This is a genomic window from Streptomyces sp. SYP-A7185, assembly GCF_046103685.1.
In the GTDB taxonomy this organism is placed as follows: domain Bacteria; phylum Actinomycetota; class Actinomycetes; order Streptomycetales; family Streptomycetaceae; genus Streptomyces.
In genome coordinates, this window is sequence record NZ_CP122310.1 from 1,803,855 (window position 1) to 1,818,938 (window position 15,084).

The 15,084-nt window shown below is 72.8% G+C and carries 18 protein-coding genes; 11 read left to right on the plus strand and 7 right to left on the minus strand.

The genetic code is table 11. The annotated features are described in order from the left end of the window. Positions 1–32: 32 nt before the first annotated feature. The 3 genes from QBL25_RS07680 to QBL25_RS07690 form a co-directional block, all read right to left on the minus strand. Positions 33–425: a DUF2267 domain-containing protein gene (locus QBL25_RS07680; protein ID WP_409056259.1), complete on the minus strand. Its 393-nt coding sequence runs from the start codon at positions 423–425 to the stop codon at positions 33–35. After that, positions 397–1,155 (minus strand): GAF domain-containing protein, encoded by a 759-nt coding sequence (locus QBL25_RS07685; protein ID WP_409056260.1) that lies wholly within the window; start codon positions 1,153–1,155, stop codon positions 397–399. The genes QBL25_RS07680 and QBL25_RS07685 overlap by 29 nt, the downstream gene beginning before the upstream one ends. A 206-nt stretch (positions 1,156–1,361) precedes the next feature. Then, a complete protein-coding gene (locus QBL25_RS07690) occupies positions 1,362–2,870 on the minus strand; it encodes an FUSC family protein (RefSeq protein WP_409056261.1) in 1,509 nt (502 codons plus the stop codon). 304 nt (positions 2,871–3,174) lie between these two features. Here QBL25_RS07690 and QBL25_RS07695 point away from each other — a divergent pair, with 304 nt between their 5' ends. Further along, the gene (locus QBL25_RS07695; protein ID WP_409056262.1) at positions 3,175–3,324 is read left to right on the plus strand and encodes a hypothetical protein; all 150 of its coding nucleotides are present in this window, start codon (positions 3,175–3,177) and stop codon (positions 3,322–3,324) included. Between the two features lie 19 nt (positions 3,325–3,343). Here QBL25_RS07695 and QBL25_RS07700 read toward each other — a convergent pair whose 3' ends face one another. Beyond that, complete coding sequence (locus QBL25_RS07700; protein WP_409056263.1) at positions 3,344–4,033, minus strand: response regulator; 690 nt, start codon at positions 4,031–4,033, stop codon at positions 3,344–3,346. After that, positions 4,030–5,376 (minus strand): sensor histidine kinase, encoded by a 1,347-nt coding sequence (locus QBL25_RS07705; RefSeq protein ID WP_409056264.1) that lies wholly within the window; start codon positions 5,374–5,376, stop codon positions 4,030–4,032. The genes QBL25_RS07700 and QBL25_RS07705 overlap by 4 nt, the downstream gene beginning before the upstream one ends. A gap of 216 nt (positions 5,377–5,592) precedes the next feature. Here QBL25_RS07705 and QBL25_RS07710 point away from each other — a divergent pair, with 216 nt between their 5' ends. After that, the gene (locus QBL25_RS07710; RefSeq protein ID WP_409056265.1) at positions 5,593–6,285 is read left to right on the plus strand and encodes an ABC transporter ATP-binding protein; all 693 of its coding nucleotides are present in this window, start codon (positions 5,593–5,595) and stop codon (positions 6,283–6,285) included. Then, the gene (locus QBL25_RS07715; protein WP_409056266.1) at positions 6,282–8,651 is read left to right on the plus strand and encodes an ABC transporter permease; all 2,370 of its coding nucleotides are present in this window, start codon (positions 6,282–6,284) and stop codon (positions 8,649–8,651) included. Before QBL25_RS07710 ends, QBL25_RS07715 begins: the two co-directional genes overlap by 4 nt. 94 nt (positions 8,652–8,745) lie before the next feature. Here the strand turns inward: QBL25_RS07715 and QBL25_RS07720 are convergent, their stop codons facing one another. After that, entirely contained in the window at positions 8,746–9,141 is a 396-nt protein-coding gene (locus QBL25_RS07720; RefSeq protein WP_409056267.1) for an STAS domain-containing protein, read from the minus strand. 97 nt (positions 9,142–9,238) lie between these two features. Beyond that, positions 9,239–10,150, minus strand: a complete 912-nt coding sequence (locus QBL25_RS07725; RefSeq protein WP_409056268.1) for an RNA polymerase sigma factor SigF — start codon at positions 10,148–10,150, stop codon at positions 9,239–9,241. Between the two features lie 155 nt (positions 10,151–10,305). Between QBL25_RS07725 and QBL25_RS07730 the strand changes: the two genes are divergently transcribed. From QBL25_RS07730 to QBL25_RS07765, 8 genes are all read left to right on the plus strand, one after another. Continuing rightward, positions 10,306–10,452: a hypothetical protein gene (locus QBL25_RS07730; RefSeq protein WP_409056269.1), complete on the plus strand. Its 147-nt coding sequence runs from the start codon at positions 10,306–10,308 to the stop codon at positions 10,450–10,452. Further along, the gene (locus tag QBL25_RS07735) at positions 10,449–11,036 is read left to right on the plus strand and encodes a PRC-barrel domain-containing protein (RefSeq protein ID WP_409056270.1); all 588 of its coding nucleotides are present in this window, start codon (positions 10,449–10,451) and stop codon (positions 11,034–11,036) included. The genes QBL25_RS07730 and QBL25_RS07735 overlap by 4 nt, the downstream gene beginning before the upstream one ends. Further along, positions 11,033–11,488, plus strand: a complete 456-nt coding sequence (locus QBL25_RS07740) for a PRC-barrel domain-containing protein (protein WP_409056271.1) — start codon at positions 11,033–11,035, stop codon at positions 11,486–11,488. Before QBL25_RS07735 ends, QBL25_RS07740 begins: the two co-directional genes overlap by 4 nt. A 69-nt stretch (positions 11,489–11,557) precedes the next feature. After that, positions 11,558–11,941, plus strand: coding sequence for an FhaA domain-containing protein (locus tag QBL25_RS07745; protein ID WP_409056272.1), 384 nt, complete (start codon positions 11,558–11,560; stop codon positions 11,939–11,941). 340 nt (positions 11,942–12,281) lie between these two features. Continuing rightward, positions 12,282–12,485, plus strand: coding sequence for a cold-shock protein (locus tag QBL25_RS07750; RefSeq protein WP_361840963.1), 204 nt, complete (start codon positions 12,282–12,284; stop codon positions 12,483–12,485). A gap of 299 nt (positions 12,486–12,784) precedes the next feature. Next, positions 12,785–14,338, plus strand: a complete 1,554-nt coding sequence (locus tag QBL25_RS07755) for a DEAD/DEAH box helicase (protein WP_409056273.1) — start codon at positions 12,785–12,787, stop codon at positions 14,336–14,338. Positions 14,339–14,389: 51 nt separating this feature from the next. Then, positions 14,390–14,692 carry a CBS domain-containing protein gene (locus QBL25_RS07760; protein ID WP_409056274.1) on the plus strand — a complete coding sequence of 101 codons (303 nt, stop codon included), beginning with the start codon at positions 14,390–14,392 and terminating at the stop codon, positions 14,690–14,692. Positions 14,693–14,738: 46 nt separating this feature from the next. Next, positions 14,739–15,047 carry an SCO5918 family protein gene (locus tag QBL25_RS07765; protein WP_409056275.1) on the plus strand — a complete coding sequence of 103 codons (309 nt, stop codon included), beginning with the start codon at positions 14,739–14,741 and terminating at the stop codon, positions 15,045–15,047. Positions 15,048–15,084 lie beyond the last annotated feature (37 nt).

The window sequence follows — 15,084 nt, forward strand, 5'->3', positions numbered from 1 at the left end:
CCACTTCGAGTGGGTCACCTGGGCGACGCGGATCACGTGGGGTCCGTGCGGCCGAACAGACCGGCGTGGCCAGGGGGAAGCTGGGTGAGGATGCGGCGCAGCAGGGCGTCGTCGGCGATCTCGGCGACGGTGGCGAGCACCGCGGTGACGGCACGGCGGGCCCGTGCCTCGTCGCCGTCGGCGCGGGCGCCCACGGCCGCGACGAACGCCTCCGGCGTCAGGGGTTCGCCGGCCCGCGGGCCTTCGGTGAGCAGCGGGCCGCACTGCCGGGGCAGCAGACGGGCGAGATCGGTGCGGTCGTCCCCCACCAGGTGCTCGCCCAGGACCTCCAGGACGTTGTGCACGGCTCCGGCGGCCTGCTGCCGTTCCGCGTAGCCACCGCGCTCCTGCACGCGGTCAAGCAGCGGTTCCACGGGCCCGTTCATGGCCGCTCCCTCCTTCGAGCTCGTCGTCGTGGTGGGCGCGGGGCGGCTGGAGGACGGTGTCGGCGACGTCGAGGAGCGAGAGCCGGTCCCGCGCGCTCACCTCCTGGAGCCAGGCAAGGCCGTCGGCGACGGCGCAGTCCTCACGGGCGGCGACGTAGTCGGCCGCCTGGTGGATGCGCTCCCAGCGCGCCGCGCGTGTGCTGGTGGTCCACACAGGGCGCCGGCAACCGGTTCCGGCGTCGTGTACGGGTCGCCAGCGCAGCAGGGCCTCCAGAGCGAGGGACGCGGCGCGTTGCGCGTGGACGATGTGCCGGGACGTCACGTCGGTGCGTTCCGTGTAGTAGAGACACAGCACACCGACCGGCGTGTGGCGGTCGTGCAGCGGGAGCGCGAGCACCCGCCGGGTGCCCGGCAGTTCCTCGGACAGGGGCGGCCCGGTGCGGCACGGGTAGTCGCGCAGGTCCGGCACGAACACGGGCTGCATCCCCAGGGCCGCGCTGACCGAAGGGCCGTCGGCGCGGGTGAACTGCGCGGCCTCGGCCTGGAGCGCCGGTTCGTCGGTGGCGTGCAGCAGCTGCCAGTGTTCGAGCCGGGGCAGCCAGGAGAGGGCCGCCCGCTGCGCGCCCATCGACTGAGTGAACGCGGTACAGAGGCGGTTGGGCAGCGCGCGCCGTCCGACGGCCGCCGCGACCGACACGTCGTGCACGATGGACGGTGACTCCTCCTGCATGGTGATCATCCCTCTCGGTCGTGCGCTTCACGGTCCGACTTCGCTCTCCGGACGGAGGCGGACGGCCCGCCGCCCGAGGAGCGGAAGTTCATCTACCACGCAGCGCGCCACTCATGTCTCTTCGTTCCGAGACGGCGATTTGTGTGACCGGTGCGGCCCTGATCGACCAGGGGGGTGGATGTGCACAGAGGGGTGATCGGTGGTGCTCAGGCCCCGATCAGAGGCGTACGGGTCGGGCTGCGCAGCGGCTCGGCGAGCTCGACGAGGGCCTTCTCCAGATCATGCAGATGGGCGAAGACGGGCTCGGCCGCGGCGGGGTGCGGCAGGGCGGCGGTGTCGGTGGCCGGGCGGGGTGCGGCCTCGGGCGCGGTGAGCGCCTCGACCGCCGCTTCGACGCGCCAGCAGGCCGCGGCGAGCCGGTCGTCGTGCGAGGCCTCGGGGTCCGCGGCGATGGAGGCGAGTCCGCGCACCTCGCGGGCGCAGGCGTCGAGCAGCGCGAGCACCTGGCGGGCGCGCCGCTTGCGGGCCCGCAGCGGGCTGAGCGGGTGCACCAGGGGCGCGAGCGAGAAGCGCACCTTCCCCAGGAGCTGCTCCAGCTCGGCGACGCGCGGCGCGGGGTCGGCGCCGCGGGAGCCGGCGAGCCGGGCGGCGGCCTCCTCCGTGCAGGCGTGGACGCAGCGCAGGGCGCGCTCGATCCAGGCGTTCGTCGTGGCGTGGGTGGTGACGGGCAGGACGAGGAGCACGGCGAGTACGGCGCCGAGCGCGCCCACGCCGGTCTCGGCGACCCGCAGGGCGAGCAGCCCCGGGTTCAGGACGCCGAGCAGTCCGTAGAGGACGCCGGCCATCACGGTGACCGCGAGCATCATCCAGGTGTAGGAGACCGCGGCGGTGTAGAAGATCCCGAAGACGCTGACCGCGACGACGATCGCCGACGGCACCGGCGCGCCGTGCAGCGGGACCGCGAGGACGAATCCCGCGCCGATGCCGATGACCGTGCCGAGCACCCGCCGGAAGCTGCGCACCAGCGTCTCCCCGCTGGAGGCGGTGTTCACGAACACCCACCAGGTGGCGCCCACGGCCCAGTACCAGCGCTCGTGGGAGAGCACCTGGCCCGCCGCGAGGGCGAAGGCGCCGCCGAGCATGGCCTGGACGGCCTGCCGGGTGGTCGTCCTGGCGAAGCCCCGGCCCCCCGGCGGGGCGGGCACGACCGCGGGCGGCAGGCGGCGCTCGTAGCACCACGCCCCGAACCGTACGGCCGACGAGGCGCACAGCGAGAGCAGGATGGCGGCGAACAGCTCGGGCAGCTGCGCCGGCACCGTGTGCAGGAACTGGGTCGCGAAGAAGGTCATGAACGCGAACACCCCGAGCGAGTGCCCGCGCGGACCCCACCGCCGCGCGTACACGCCTGCGCCCATCACGGCCAGGAACGCGGCGTCCCGCGCCACGGGCACGTCGTGCAGCACCGCGGCGAGAGCGAGCACGGGAAAGCCGACGGCGGGCAGCAGGGCCGTGGTGACGGCCTGCTTCTTCACCGTCGCGTCGGCCACGGTGAAGAGGGCGAGCAGCGCCGCGAGCCCGCCGGTGATCGCCGCGACGAGCGAGTGCCCGGCCAGACCGCACACGGCCACCGCGAGCGCGATGCCGATGACGGCCCGCGCGGCGAACCGCAAGCGCGCCCGTCCCGGATCCGGCGCCACGAACACCCTCTTCAGCACGGCTTTCCCGCCCCTTCCCCGACCAGTCCGACTGCGCATGAAAAAGGCGCCGCGGGGATCCGCAGCGCCATCGACGACCCCATCACACCATCCAGAGCCCTACTGGCTCAACACGCACCCGTTCCACTGGACCAATGGCACAGTCTCAGCGCTCCATTCGGTACCACGAGAGGGCCAACGGATCATTCGGGGCGGCGCGGCGGAATCCGAGGTGCCCGCGCCCTTCGGCGTAAGTGCCGCCGGCGGGGGTACGCGCTCAAGCACCCCGCCACAGGTGGGCAGTTCCCCCTACTCAGGAGTCGACATGGCCGGAGTCCTCAACCGCATCAAGCAATTCGCCCGCAGCCCTCAGGGCCAACGCACGATCCAGCAGGTCCGCCAGGCCTCGGCCGACCCCAGGAAGCGGGCCCAGGCCAAGCGGATGCTCGGCAAGTTCCGCGGGCGGCAGCACTGACGCCACCGGCCGGGGCCGCTCAGGGGCCCGTGCTCCGGCCTCCCGGTGCGATCAGCCCGGTCTCGTAGGCGAGCACGACGGCCTGGACGCGGTCGCGCAGGTCCAGTTTCGACAGAATGCGGCCGACGTGGGTCTTGACCGTGGTCGGGCTCAGGAAGAGGCGGTCGGCGAGCTCGGCGTTGCTGAGGCCCGTCGCGAGCAGCCGGAGCACTTCCAGTTCGCGGGGCGTCAGGTCGGACAGATCGCGGTGCAGAGCGGCGGGCTCGCTCTCCTCGCGGGCGGCGAAGCGTTCGATGAGGCGACGGGTGATCGTGGGCGCGAGCAGGGCGTCGCCGGACTGCACCAGGCGTACGGCGGCCACCAGATGCTCCGGGGTGACGTCCTTGAGCAGGAAGCCGCTCGCACCGGCGGTGAGCGCCGCGTACACGTAGTGGTCCAGGTCATACGTGGTGAGGATGATGACCCGCGTCTCCTGCGGGCCCTCACCGCCCAGGATCCGCCGGGTGGCCTCGATCCCGTCCATCTGCGGCATCCGGATGTCCATGAGGACGACGTCGGGCCGGGTGCGCCGCACGGCGGCCACCGCCTCGGCTCCGTCGGCGGCCGCGGCCGTCACCTCGATGCCGTCGGCGGCCAGGATCATCCCGAAACCGGTGCGCACGAGGGCCTGGTCGTCGGCGATCACGATGCGCAGCGGGGGCCCGCTCATGCCGTGCGCCAGGGGATGAGGGCCGTGATGCGGTATCCGCCCGCGAGGGTGGTCCCCGCGGTGAGTTCGCCGCCGTAGACCGCGAGGCGCTCGCGCAGTCCGATCAGGCCGCGGCCGTTGCCGTCCGCCGGCGGCACGGCCCGGGCCGCGCCCGTGTCGGTGACCTCTATCTCCAGGCGGGCCGTCTCCGGCCGGCCCGTCTCGTGGTGGGCGTCCGTGTGACCGATGCGCACGCGGGCGTCGGCGCCGGGCGCGTGCTTGATCGTGTTCGTCAGCGCCTCCTGGACGACGCGGTACGCCGCGAGGTCCACGCCCGGTGACAGCGGGTCGGGCGGCAGGTCGACCGTGACGTCGACCGGAGTGCCCGCGGCGCGCACGCGCTCGATCAGGGCGTCGAGCTGAGCGAGACCCGGCTGCGGCTCCAGACCGTCCGCGGGCGTGTCGGCCCTGCCGGTGTCCGGGGCCGCCAACAGGCCCATCACGTGCCGCAGTTCGGCCATCGCGGCCCGTCCCCCGGCCTCGACCGCCAAGAGCGCCTGCTTCGACTGCTCCGGCGCCGCGTCCATCACCTTGCGGGCCGCCCCCGCCTGGATCACCATCACGCTCACATTGTGGGTCACCACGTCGTGCAGTTCGGCGGCGATGCGGGATCTCTCCTCGTCCACCGCCCGGCGCATGGCCTCGCCCTGCGCCTCCTCCAGCTCGGCGTACCGGTCCCGGCTCACCGTCAGCTGCCGCCGCCAGAAGCGGACCAGGGCGGCGAGGACCCCCGCGCCGAGCAGCACGACCGCCGGGCTCGACCAGCCCGGCAGGACGGGCGCCGTGTCCCGGAACGCGACGCCCGCGAGGACGGCGGCGAGCAGCAGGACGACGATCGCCCGCATCCGGTGGCGGCTGTGCACGACGGCGCTGTAGGCACCGATGACGCAGGCCAGCACGTTGATCCAGGTGGCCCGGTCCTCCCCGATGGCGAGCGCCACGCACAGCACGGCCGTGAAGGCGGACAGCGGATACCACCGCCGTGCCGCGAGCGGCAGCGCCGAGAGGACGACCAGCGGCCAGGGCGCCGCGTAGGGCTCGGGCTCCACGATCCCCGGACCCGGGGGCGGCGGTTCGGGCCTGGCCGGAGGTTCCGGCCCGTACACGTCCGGCCCGCTGTCGGGGTAACGCGCCGCCACGATCAGGGCGATGACCGTCAGCAGGACCGCCAGGGCCACGTCCAGGCGCACGGCCCGGCGCGAAGGCGGAGCCGGTTTCGCCTCCGGCCGGAAGGCATCGCGCAGCAGCTGACGCGCTCCGCGCCGTTCTCCCTCGCCCAGTGGCTTGTCCGGTGCCTTGTCCACCGGCACATTGTGCGGCTTGGCCGCCGCGCCCCGCATCGGCCTGAGCGGCAAGGGGCGCCCTCCCCCAGGAGTACTCCGCTGTGATGACCCCGTGGCGCAGTCCTTCGCGGGGAGGGCCGGATGTCGGTGCCGGGGCCGACGCGCCCCGGTGGCCCGCGCTCCTAGGTTCGGCGGGTCGGCACCGCTCGACCCCGGACCCCAAGGACGGAACCTCTCATGACCCATGTGATCGAACTGGCGGGCGTGGCCAAGCGCTACGACAGCGGGGGCGCCCCCGCGCTCGGACCGCTGGACCTCAGCGTCGCCCGGGGCGAGGCCCTCGCGGTGACGGGGCCGTCCGGCAGCGGCAAGTCCACCCTCCTGAACCTCGTCGCCGGTCTGGACAAGCCGACGGAGGGCGAGGTGACGGTGGCCGGCCGCCGGATCGACCGGCTGAGCGAGCACGCGCTCGCCCGCTTCCGCCGCGAACAGATCGGCATGGTCTTCCAGTTCTTCAACCTGCTCGACGACCTCACCGTCGCCGACAACATCCAGTTGCCCGCCCAACTGACGGGGACGGCACGGAAGAAGGCGGCGGCCCGCACCGCCGAACTCCTGGAGATCCTCGGCATCCAGAAGCACGCCGACGCCTACCCGGGCCGGCTGTCGGGCGGCGAACGCCAGCGGGTCGCGGTCGCCCGGGCGCTGGTCAACCGGCCCGCGCTGCTCCTGGCCGACGAGCCGACCGGCGCGCTCGACACCGCATCGGGCCACGACGTAAGGGAGTTGCTGGTGGACCTGCACCGGGGCGGGCAGACGATCGTGCTCGTCACGCACGACCTGGCGCTCGCGGAGGCCTGCGCGAGCCGCACGATCCACCTGGTCGACGGTCACGTGGCCCTCGACACGCCCGCGCGGGTGCTCCGGTGAACCGCCTCGGCTCCGGCGCGCTGGGCCGCGTCGTGCGCTCCGGGGTGGGCAGGCGGCGGGTCCAGACCCTGGTGATCGCCGTGGCCACGATGATGGCCGTGGCCTCGGCCGTCGTCGCCGGGTCCCTGATGGTCGCCGCGGACGCCCCCTTCGACCACGCCTTCGCCCGGCAGGACGGGGCGCACCTCACCGCCGAGTTCGACCCGGCCAAGGCGAGCACGGCGCAGGTCAAGGCCACCGGAGGACTGGACGGTGTCACGGCGAGCGCGGGCCCCTACCCGCTCACGACGATCCGCCCGGTGACGGTGGACGGCGGCCACCTGCCGACCGCCACCCTGGCCGGACGGTCCGGTCCCGACGCCGCCGTGGACGACCTGGATCTCAAGTCCGGCCGCTGGGCGACGAAGCCGGGCGAGATCGTGCTGGACGCGACCTTCGCCGGACCGGCCTTCGACCTCGGCTCCACCCTGAAGACGTCGGACGCCGCGGACGCCGCGCCCCTGGAGGTCGTCGGCCTCGCCGTGTCGGCCGGCAAATCGGCCGCCGCCTGGGCGACGCCCGCCCAGGTCAGGGCGCTGGCGTCGAAGGACGCCCCGGCCACGGACCAGATGCTCTACCGCCTGGCGTCGGCGGAGACGAAGGAGCAGATCACCGCGGGCCGCGAGCAGCTCGCCGCGGCCGTGCCGTCCGGCGCGCTGCTCGGCAGCCGGTCCTATCTGGACACCAAGCGCGCCGCCGACCAGGGCGCGGCGCCGACCATCCCGTTCCTGATCGCGTTCGGGGTGCTCGGCATCGCCATGTCCGTGATCATCGTCGGCAGCGTGGTCAGCGGCGCGGTCGGCACCAGCCTGCGCAGGATCGGCATCCTCAAGGCGATCGGCTTCACGCCGCGCGAGGTGGTGCGCGCCTATGTGGCCCAGGCGCTGATCCCGGCGGGCGTCGGCATCGCCCTGGGGGTCGTGCTCGGGAACCTGCTGGCCATGCCGCTCCTGGACGGCACCGAGCAGGCGTACGGCACGGCTTCGCTGTCGGTGGCCTGGTGGGTGGACCTCGTCGTGCCGGCCGCCGCGCTGTGCGTCGTCGGCGTCGCCGCGCTGATTCCCGCGCTGCGGGCCGGGCGGCTGAGCACGGTCGAGGCCATCGCGGTGGGCCGGGCGCCGCGCACGGGACGCGGGCGGTGGGCGCACCGGGCCGCGGGGCGGCTGCCGCTGCCCCGGGCGGTGACCTACGGTCTCGCGAGTCCTTTCGCGCATCCGGTCCGGGCGGCCGCGATGGTGCTCGCGGTGGCCTTCGGGACGGTGACCGCGACGTTCGCGGTGGGGCTCACCGCGTCGCTGGACGCGGTGGGCGCCGCGGCGGATCCCGAGGAGCGCGCCGCGGTGACCGTCATCGCGGGCGGCGGACGGAACGCCGGTCCGGGGGCGCCGCCTCCCGGCGCGGCGGAGGAGAAGGCGGCCGATCCGGCGAAGGTGCGCGCGGCGATCGCGGCACAGGCGGGCACCGCCTCGTCCTACGGCCTGACGGAGACCGAGGTCACCGTCGGCGGGATCTCCGGACCGGTCCGGGCCAGCCTCTACGAGGGCGACACGGGTTCGGGCGCCTACGAGATGATCGACGGACACTGGATCGACGGCGCGGGGCAGCTCGTGGTGCCCACGCGCTTCCTGGAGACGACCGGCACCGGGATCGGTGACACCGTGCGGGTGACCCTCGGAAAGGAGACGCGGACCCTGCGGATCGTCGGTGAGGCCTTCGACACCTCCGACGACGGCCTGCACCTGCACACGGACATCGGCGCCTTCCCCTCTGCCGAGCCCCAGACGTTCCACGTCGACGTGGCGGCGGGCGTCTCCCCCGCCGCCTACGCCGAGCAGCTCGCCGCGGCGCTCGAACCGCTGGGCGGCCACGCCATGGCGAACGATCCGTCCGAGCAGGAGGGCATGATCCTCGTCCTGAACGCGATGGCGGCCCTGCTCACCCTGATGCTGGTGTCCGTGGCGGGCCTCGGCGTGCTGAACTCCGTCGTGCTCGACACCCGCGAGCGCGTCCACGACCTGGGCATCTGCAAGGCGATCGGCATGACGCCGCGGCAGACCGTGGGGCTCGTCCTGGCCTCGGTGGCGGGGATCGGCGTGATCGGCGGCCTGGTGGGCGTGCCCGCGGGGCTCGCGCTGCACGGCTTCGTCCTGCCGGTGATGGGGCACGCCGTGGGCACGGAACTGCCGCCGTCGGTCCTTGACGTGTACGAGACTCCGCTGCTGGTCCTGGTGGGCTTCGCCGGGGTCGCCATCGCGCTCCTGGGGGCGCTGCTGCCCGCGGGCTGGGCGGCCAGGACCCGTACGGCCACGGCACTGCGGACGGAGTAGCGGGGCCGGGAGGGGCGGCGCGGGCGGGACGGTGGTCGTGCCCGCGCCAGGTGACCGCGCCCACGCCGGGTGGCCGGGGCCCGAACGGGGGCGGCTAGGCCTGCGTCGGCGGCCACAGGGGGCGCTGGTCGTCCGGGAGGGTCTGCAGGGCCTGGCCGACGGTGCGGTGCAGGGGGAGCAGATCCGTGCTGCCGGTCAGGGTGAGCATCTCCGACAGCCGGCGCCCCGCCCCCGCGAGCAGCAGCTTTCCCTCGCGGCGGGCGAGCAGCCAGCGCACGGCCAGCAGGCAGTTGAGCCCGCGCGAGTCGCAGAACAGCAGCGCCGTCACGTCCAGGACGAGATGCCGGTGACCGGCCTCGACGGAGGCGCCGAGGGTACGCAGGAAGAACTCCTCGCACGACTGGTCGAGCTCGCCGCTGACCCGCAGCACCGCGGAGTCGGAGCAACTCGCGAGCTCGGTGATGGTCAGGCGATGGGTCTCCGTGGACATCTCACCCCCAGGAGGCATCGTACCGAGCGCGGCCCAGTGGCCTCTCCCGGCACAGCTCCGTGCCCGCGCGCGGCGCGATCCACCGCCCCGGGACCGGTTACCTCTTGTCGACGAGCTTGGCCCGCAGCCGCTTGAGGGTCCGGTTGAGGATGCGCGAGACGTGCATCTGGGAGACCCCCAGCTCCGCACCGATCTCACTCTGCGTCATGTCGGCGGCGAAGCGCATCGCGAGGATCCTGCGTTCGCGTTCCGGCAGCTCGGCGATGAGCGGCTTGAGGGAGTGCAGGTCCTCGACCTTGTCCAGCTCCGGGTCGCGGTAGCCGACGTGGTCGGCCAGCGTGTCGTCGGAGTCGACGCCGTCGGCCGGGAAGTCCAGGGAGGCCGTGGTGTAGCCGTTGGCCGCGGTGAGGCCTTCGTTGACGTCGGCCTCGTCCAGGTCCAGGTACTCGGCGAGTTCGGCCGTGGTCGGGGCGTGACCGTTCGTCTGCTCCAGGTCGGTGGTGGCCTTGACCAGGTCGAGGCGGAGCTCCTGGAGCCGGCGCGGGACGCGCACGGCCCAGGTGGTGTCCCGGAAGAAGCGCTTGATCTCGCCCATGATCGTCGGGAGCGCGAAGGTCGTGAACTCCACGCCCCGGTGGAGGTCGAAGCGGTTGATCGCCTTGATCAGGCCGATCGTGCCCACCTGCACGACGTCCTCGAACGACTCGTCGCGCGGGCGCATGCGGTGCGCCGCGTACTGCACGAGGTTGAGGTTCAGCTCGACCAGGGAGTTGCGGATGTAGGCGTGCTCGGGCGTGCCCTCCTCCACGGCGTCGAGGCGGGCGAAGAGCGACTTGGACAGGGCCCGGAGGTCGGCCGTGCGCCGGCTTCCGGCGTGCGCGCCGGACTCCGCCAGGGTCTCCTCGGTGGCCGCGCTCTCGGCCGTGACGATGTCGGTGCCGACGGCGGGTCGTTCGGCGCACGGCATCGTGGGTGCTGTGCTGCTGGTCGTCGAGGCCACCGTCGTCACTCCCGGAACGAACGGCACTCTCCGGGTGAGAGCGCGCTGTGCACGGGCTCTTACCCCCCATCTCCCGTTACATTCCCGTGACTTGACTCTCCGTATAAAAAGCCCGGCCGGGGGCACTCGTAGCAACCGCGGGATGACACGGGAGGTGGACGTCTGTGGTCTGGTGGATGTGGCTGATCGTGGTGGTGTCGGCACTGCTCCTGCTGGCCGGTGCGGTCCTCGGCACCCAGGCGAAACGCCGTGGCGGCGGCGCGATCGTGGTCCGGCGGGGTCGCCGCGCCGGGCGCGGGAGGACCCGATGATCACTCTGATGCTCGCCGCCGAACTGACCAAGCGGCCCGTGGTCACGCTGGGCGGGGAGGCGGTGGCCCAGGTCAAGGACACCGTCTTCGACGCGGCGGGCGGGCGGATCACCGGATTCACGCTGGCGGGGCGCGGCCTGCTGTCCGGCCCGCTCAAGCAGAGCCTGCCCTGGTCCGGCGTCCACGCGCTGGGCCCGGACGCGGTGATGATCCCCTCCACCGAGGTCCTCCAGGCCAGGGACGCCGTGGTGGACCGGGGCGAGGCCAGCACCGGGCAGGTGCACGGCGCGCGCGTCCTGAGCGATGCGGGGCTCGAATTGGGCACCGTCCTGGACGCGGTGGTCGAGGGCGGCACCAGTGGCCGCGTGGTCGGCTTCCGGATCACGACCACGGAGGCGATGGGCCGCCACGAACGCAAGGCGTTCCTGCCCGCCCACGGGCAACTGGCGATGACCGGCGACACGCTGGTGATCCCGGCCGCGCTCGCCGGGCAGGCGGTGGACGACCTCGACGCGCTGGCCGCCGCCTGGAACCGGACCCGGGCCGCGGGCGAGACGGACTTCACGAAAGGGGACGACCGATGATGCTGCTCAGCCGGGTCCTGGGCCATCCGGTCATCAGCGCAGAGGACGCGCGCCCGGCCGGGGAGGTGGCCGGGCTCGGCATCGACGCGCGGACACGCCGGATCACCGAGCTGTATCTGAAGGGTTCCAAGAGCGGCGACAGCGTGCCCTGGACGCGGGTGCGCGGCATGGGACCGGACGCCGTGATCATCGACACCACGGCCGCCGCGACGGAGGCGGGCCACGGCGAGGCGCACTCCCGCGCGCTCAAACGCCTGCTCGGCCTGCGGGTCCTGACCGAGTACGGCGAGGACATCGGCACCCTCTCCGACATCACCTTCGACCCGGAGACCGGAACCGTCGGTGATCTGTACGTCGGGCGCGAGCAGCTGCCCGGCAGCCGGCTCGTCGGTCTGGGCTCCTATGCCCTGGTCGTCGGCGCGGGGCAGCCGCCCACCCTCGCGGCGCGGTAAACCGCTCTGCCCCATCGGCCACTCCTTCGGGGGAGTGTGTGCCCGCGCGCCCTGGGCAGCGGAAGCGCCATGCGAGTCATCAGCCTGATCGAACACACCATGGAGCGCTGGACGACCACCCTGTGGAGCCTTGTGCTGCCGGCCCGGCAAAAGCGGGGAGAAGTGGTCGCCATATTGCGCCGGCAGTGCGACGACAGTGCGCTGATCCTCGGGCGTGAGCGCGTTCTCGTGCCCAATTCGTTCGTCATCGACCTGCCGCCGGAAAGCCATCGACGGCTGGTCACCACCGGGACCGAACTGAGCCGCTACCTCGCCGCCCAGGTGCACCGACACGCCGCGGAGCAGGGCTACACGTTCGCCGGGCCCGTGGCGGTGAGCCTGCGCTCGGCCGGTGAGGAAGCGGTCGGCAGGTTCCAGGTCCACGGCCATATCGCCCCGCAGAACAGGGGGTGATCCCCGCCCCGCGCCCGGGCCAGGACCCCTGCCGCAGAAACGCTGCCTCTTGAGCGAAGCAATATGTGTGACGGCCGTGAGAGATATCAGTTCCAGGCCCTCTGAGGGTTTCTTGCGCGACGCCCGGAGCGGCATTTTTCACCGCCCGGAGCCGCCCACACCGTGCTACTGTCGATCTCAGTTGCAGTTGTGGTTCCCAAAAAACTTCAAGTGCCCTCACCGCCTTTTCGGACGGTGAGAGCACTTTTGTATTTCCGGTCATTTCCGGCGGGGCAATCATCGCGGCGACACGGAGTCAGCACAATGCGGCTCCGGGCACTGCACCCGAAGGAGATATGACATGGCTATTGGCACCGTGAAGTGGTTCAACTCGGAAAAGGGCTTCGGCTTCATCGAGCAGGACGGCGGCGGCCCCGACGTCTTCGCCCACTACTCGAACATCGCCGCCCAGGGCTTCCGTGAGCTCCAGGAAGGCCAGAAGGTGAACTTCGACATCGCCCAGGGCCAGAAGGGCCCGACGGCCGAGAACATCGTTCCCGCCTGACGCTCACGCGTACTTCGTAGCTGGGGCCCGCACCTTGGGTGCGGGCCCCAGCTCGTGCATTCCCGCACCACCCAGGGCCACGTTTCCCGCGCGATCATCCCTTCGGTTCTCTCCGTCGGCATCGCGCCCATCGTGCCCCTGTCCGGAACGTCACTCGTTCCCGCGCATCCGCCCCCGCAGAACGCTGCCGCCGGCCGGATTCGCTTCACGCATTTCATCCGGCCCGTTCTCGCGATTTGCCGCGCTGCGCTTTTGCTGCGGAATTTCCTTGGTACGTGCCGCATCGAGGAAGGTTCCGCATGAACCGCGCACGCACGAACGACCGCTCTTCCCGCTCCCGCTCCGGTGGCTACGGCTCCGGTTCGGGCTCCGGTTACGGCTCCGGTTCCGGCAGGAGCGGTGGCGGCAGCCGCTACGGCTCCTCGTCCGGCCGCTCCGGCGCTCCCGGCCGCTCCGGTGGCCACGGCCGCCGGCCCTCCGCGCCCCAGGGCGAGTTCGCCCTGCCGGTGACGATCACCCCCGCGCTCCCGGCCGTCGAGGCCTTCGCCGATCTCGCCATGCCGGCGCCGCTGCTCGCCGCGCTCGGCCGCGAAGGCATGAGCGTGCCCTTCCCGATCCAGGGCGCGACGCTGCCCAACTCGCTCGCGGGCCGTGACGTCCTGGGCCGTGGCCGCACCGGCTCCGGCAAGACCCTGGCCTTCGGCCTGGCCCTGCTCGCCCGTACGGAGGGCCAGCGCGCCGAGCCGCGCCAGCCGCTCGCCCTGGTCCTCGTCCCCACCCGCGAACTGGCCCAGCAGGTCACCGACGCGCTCACGCCGTACGCCCGCGCCCTGCGCCTGAAGCTCGCCACCGTGGTCGGCGGCATGTCGATCGGCAAGCAGGCCGGTGCGCTGCGCGCCGGCGCCGAGGTCGTCGTCGCCACGCCCGGCCGCCTCAAGGACCTCATCGACCGCGGCGACTGCCGGCTCAACCAGGTCGGCATCACCGTCTTGGACGAGGCCGACCAGATGGCCGACATGGGCTTCATGCCCCAGGTCACGGCGCTGCTCGACCAGGTGCACCCCGAGGGCCAGCGGATGCTGTTCTCGGCCACCCTCGACCGCAACGTCGACCTGCTGGTCCGCCGCTACCTCTCCGACCCGGTGGTCCACTCCGTCGACCCCTCGGCGGGCGCGGTCACCACGATGGAGCACCACGTGCTGCACGTGCACGGCGCGGACAAGCACCAGGCCACCACCGAGATCGCGGCCCGCGACGGCCGCGTGATCATGTTCCTGGACACCAAGCACGCCGTCGACCGGCTGACCGAGCACCTCCTGAACAGCGGCGTCCGCGCCGCGGCCCTGCACGGCGGGAAGTCCCAGCCGCAGCGCACGCGGACCCTGTCCCAGTTCAAGACGGGTCATGTGACGGTGCTCGTGGCGACCAACGTCGCCGCTCGCGGCATCCACGTCGACAACCTCGACCTGGTCGTGAACGTCGACCCGCCCACCGACCACAAGGACTACCTCCACCGCGGCGGCCGCACGGCCCGCGCCGGTGAGTCCGGCAGCGTCGTCACCCTGGTGACGCCCAATCAGCGCCGCGACATGAGCCGTCTGATGGCCGCCGCGGGCATCACCCCGCAGACCGCCCAGGTGCGCTCCGGCGACGAGGAGCTGAGCCGCATCACCGGCGCCCAGGCTCCTTCGGGCATCCCGGTCACCATCACCATGCCGGCCGCGGAGCGCCCCCGGCGCGGCAGTGCCGCCTCGTCCCGTGGCCGCCGCAGCCGCAGCGCCCAGGACCGCCGCACGGACCGCGGCCCGCGCCGCGCCGCGCAGGGTCCGTCGCCTTCCAGTTCGGCTGCCTAGTACCAGGGCCTTCGCGACCGCCAGGCTCATCCATCCCTGCAGGAGGCACCTTTGACACCGGTTCAGACCCAGCCACGCCCGGCGGCTTCCGCCGCCGTCTCCGCGCCCGACCGCGCCGGGTCCGCCGAGTGCGCGGGCGGCCTGGACGTGAGCGGACCGCAGGTCCGCGACGACATGACCGTCGAGCTTGCGCTCTCGGTCATGTCCGGCGCGGGCGCCGGCCATCTGTTCCTGTGCGACGAGGACGACCAGTGCACGGGCCTGATCACCCGGGCCCGGCTCATCGAGGTCCGTGAGGACCCCGCCTACACGGACCAGGTCCGCCTACGGGACGTCATCGCCCTCACGCGTTGAGCGCCCCACCCCTGTCTGCCGCCCCTCTCCTCACCTGTGAGGCATCATGCGCTGCGTCATCGCCCGTTTCCCGTTCGACCTCACCAAGGCTGGGGTGCTCGAGTCGATGAAGGGCATCAAGCCCGAGCCCGTCACGGGTGACTCGGTCATCATCGGCCGCCGTCACTACCCCATCAAGCAGGTGGGCGCGGTCATCACCCGGCAGGACCGCCGCGACTTCAGCGGCGCCGAGGTCACCCGTGCCATGCGGATGCTCGGCTTCACCTGCCGGACCCCCTCGGAGGAGCCCGCCCCGCGCGCCCTCTCCCCGCTCGAAACGGCGTCGGCCCTGCTCGGCGCCCCCGCTCCCGTGTAACGGGAGACGCACCTCGCGACACCCGCAGCACGAAGAG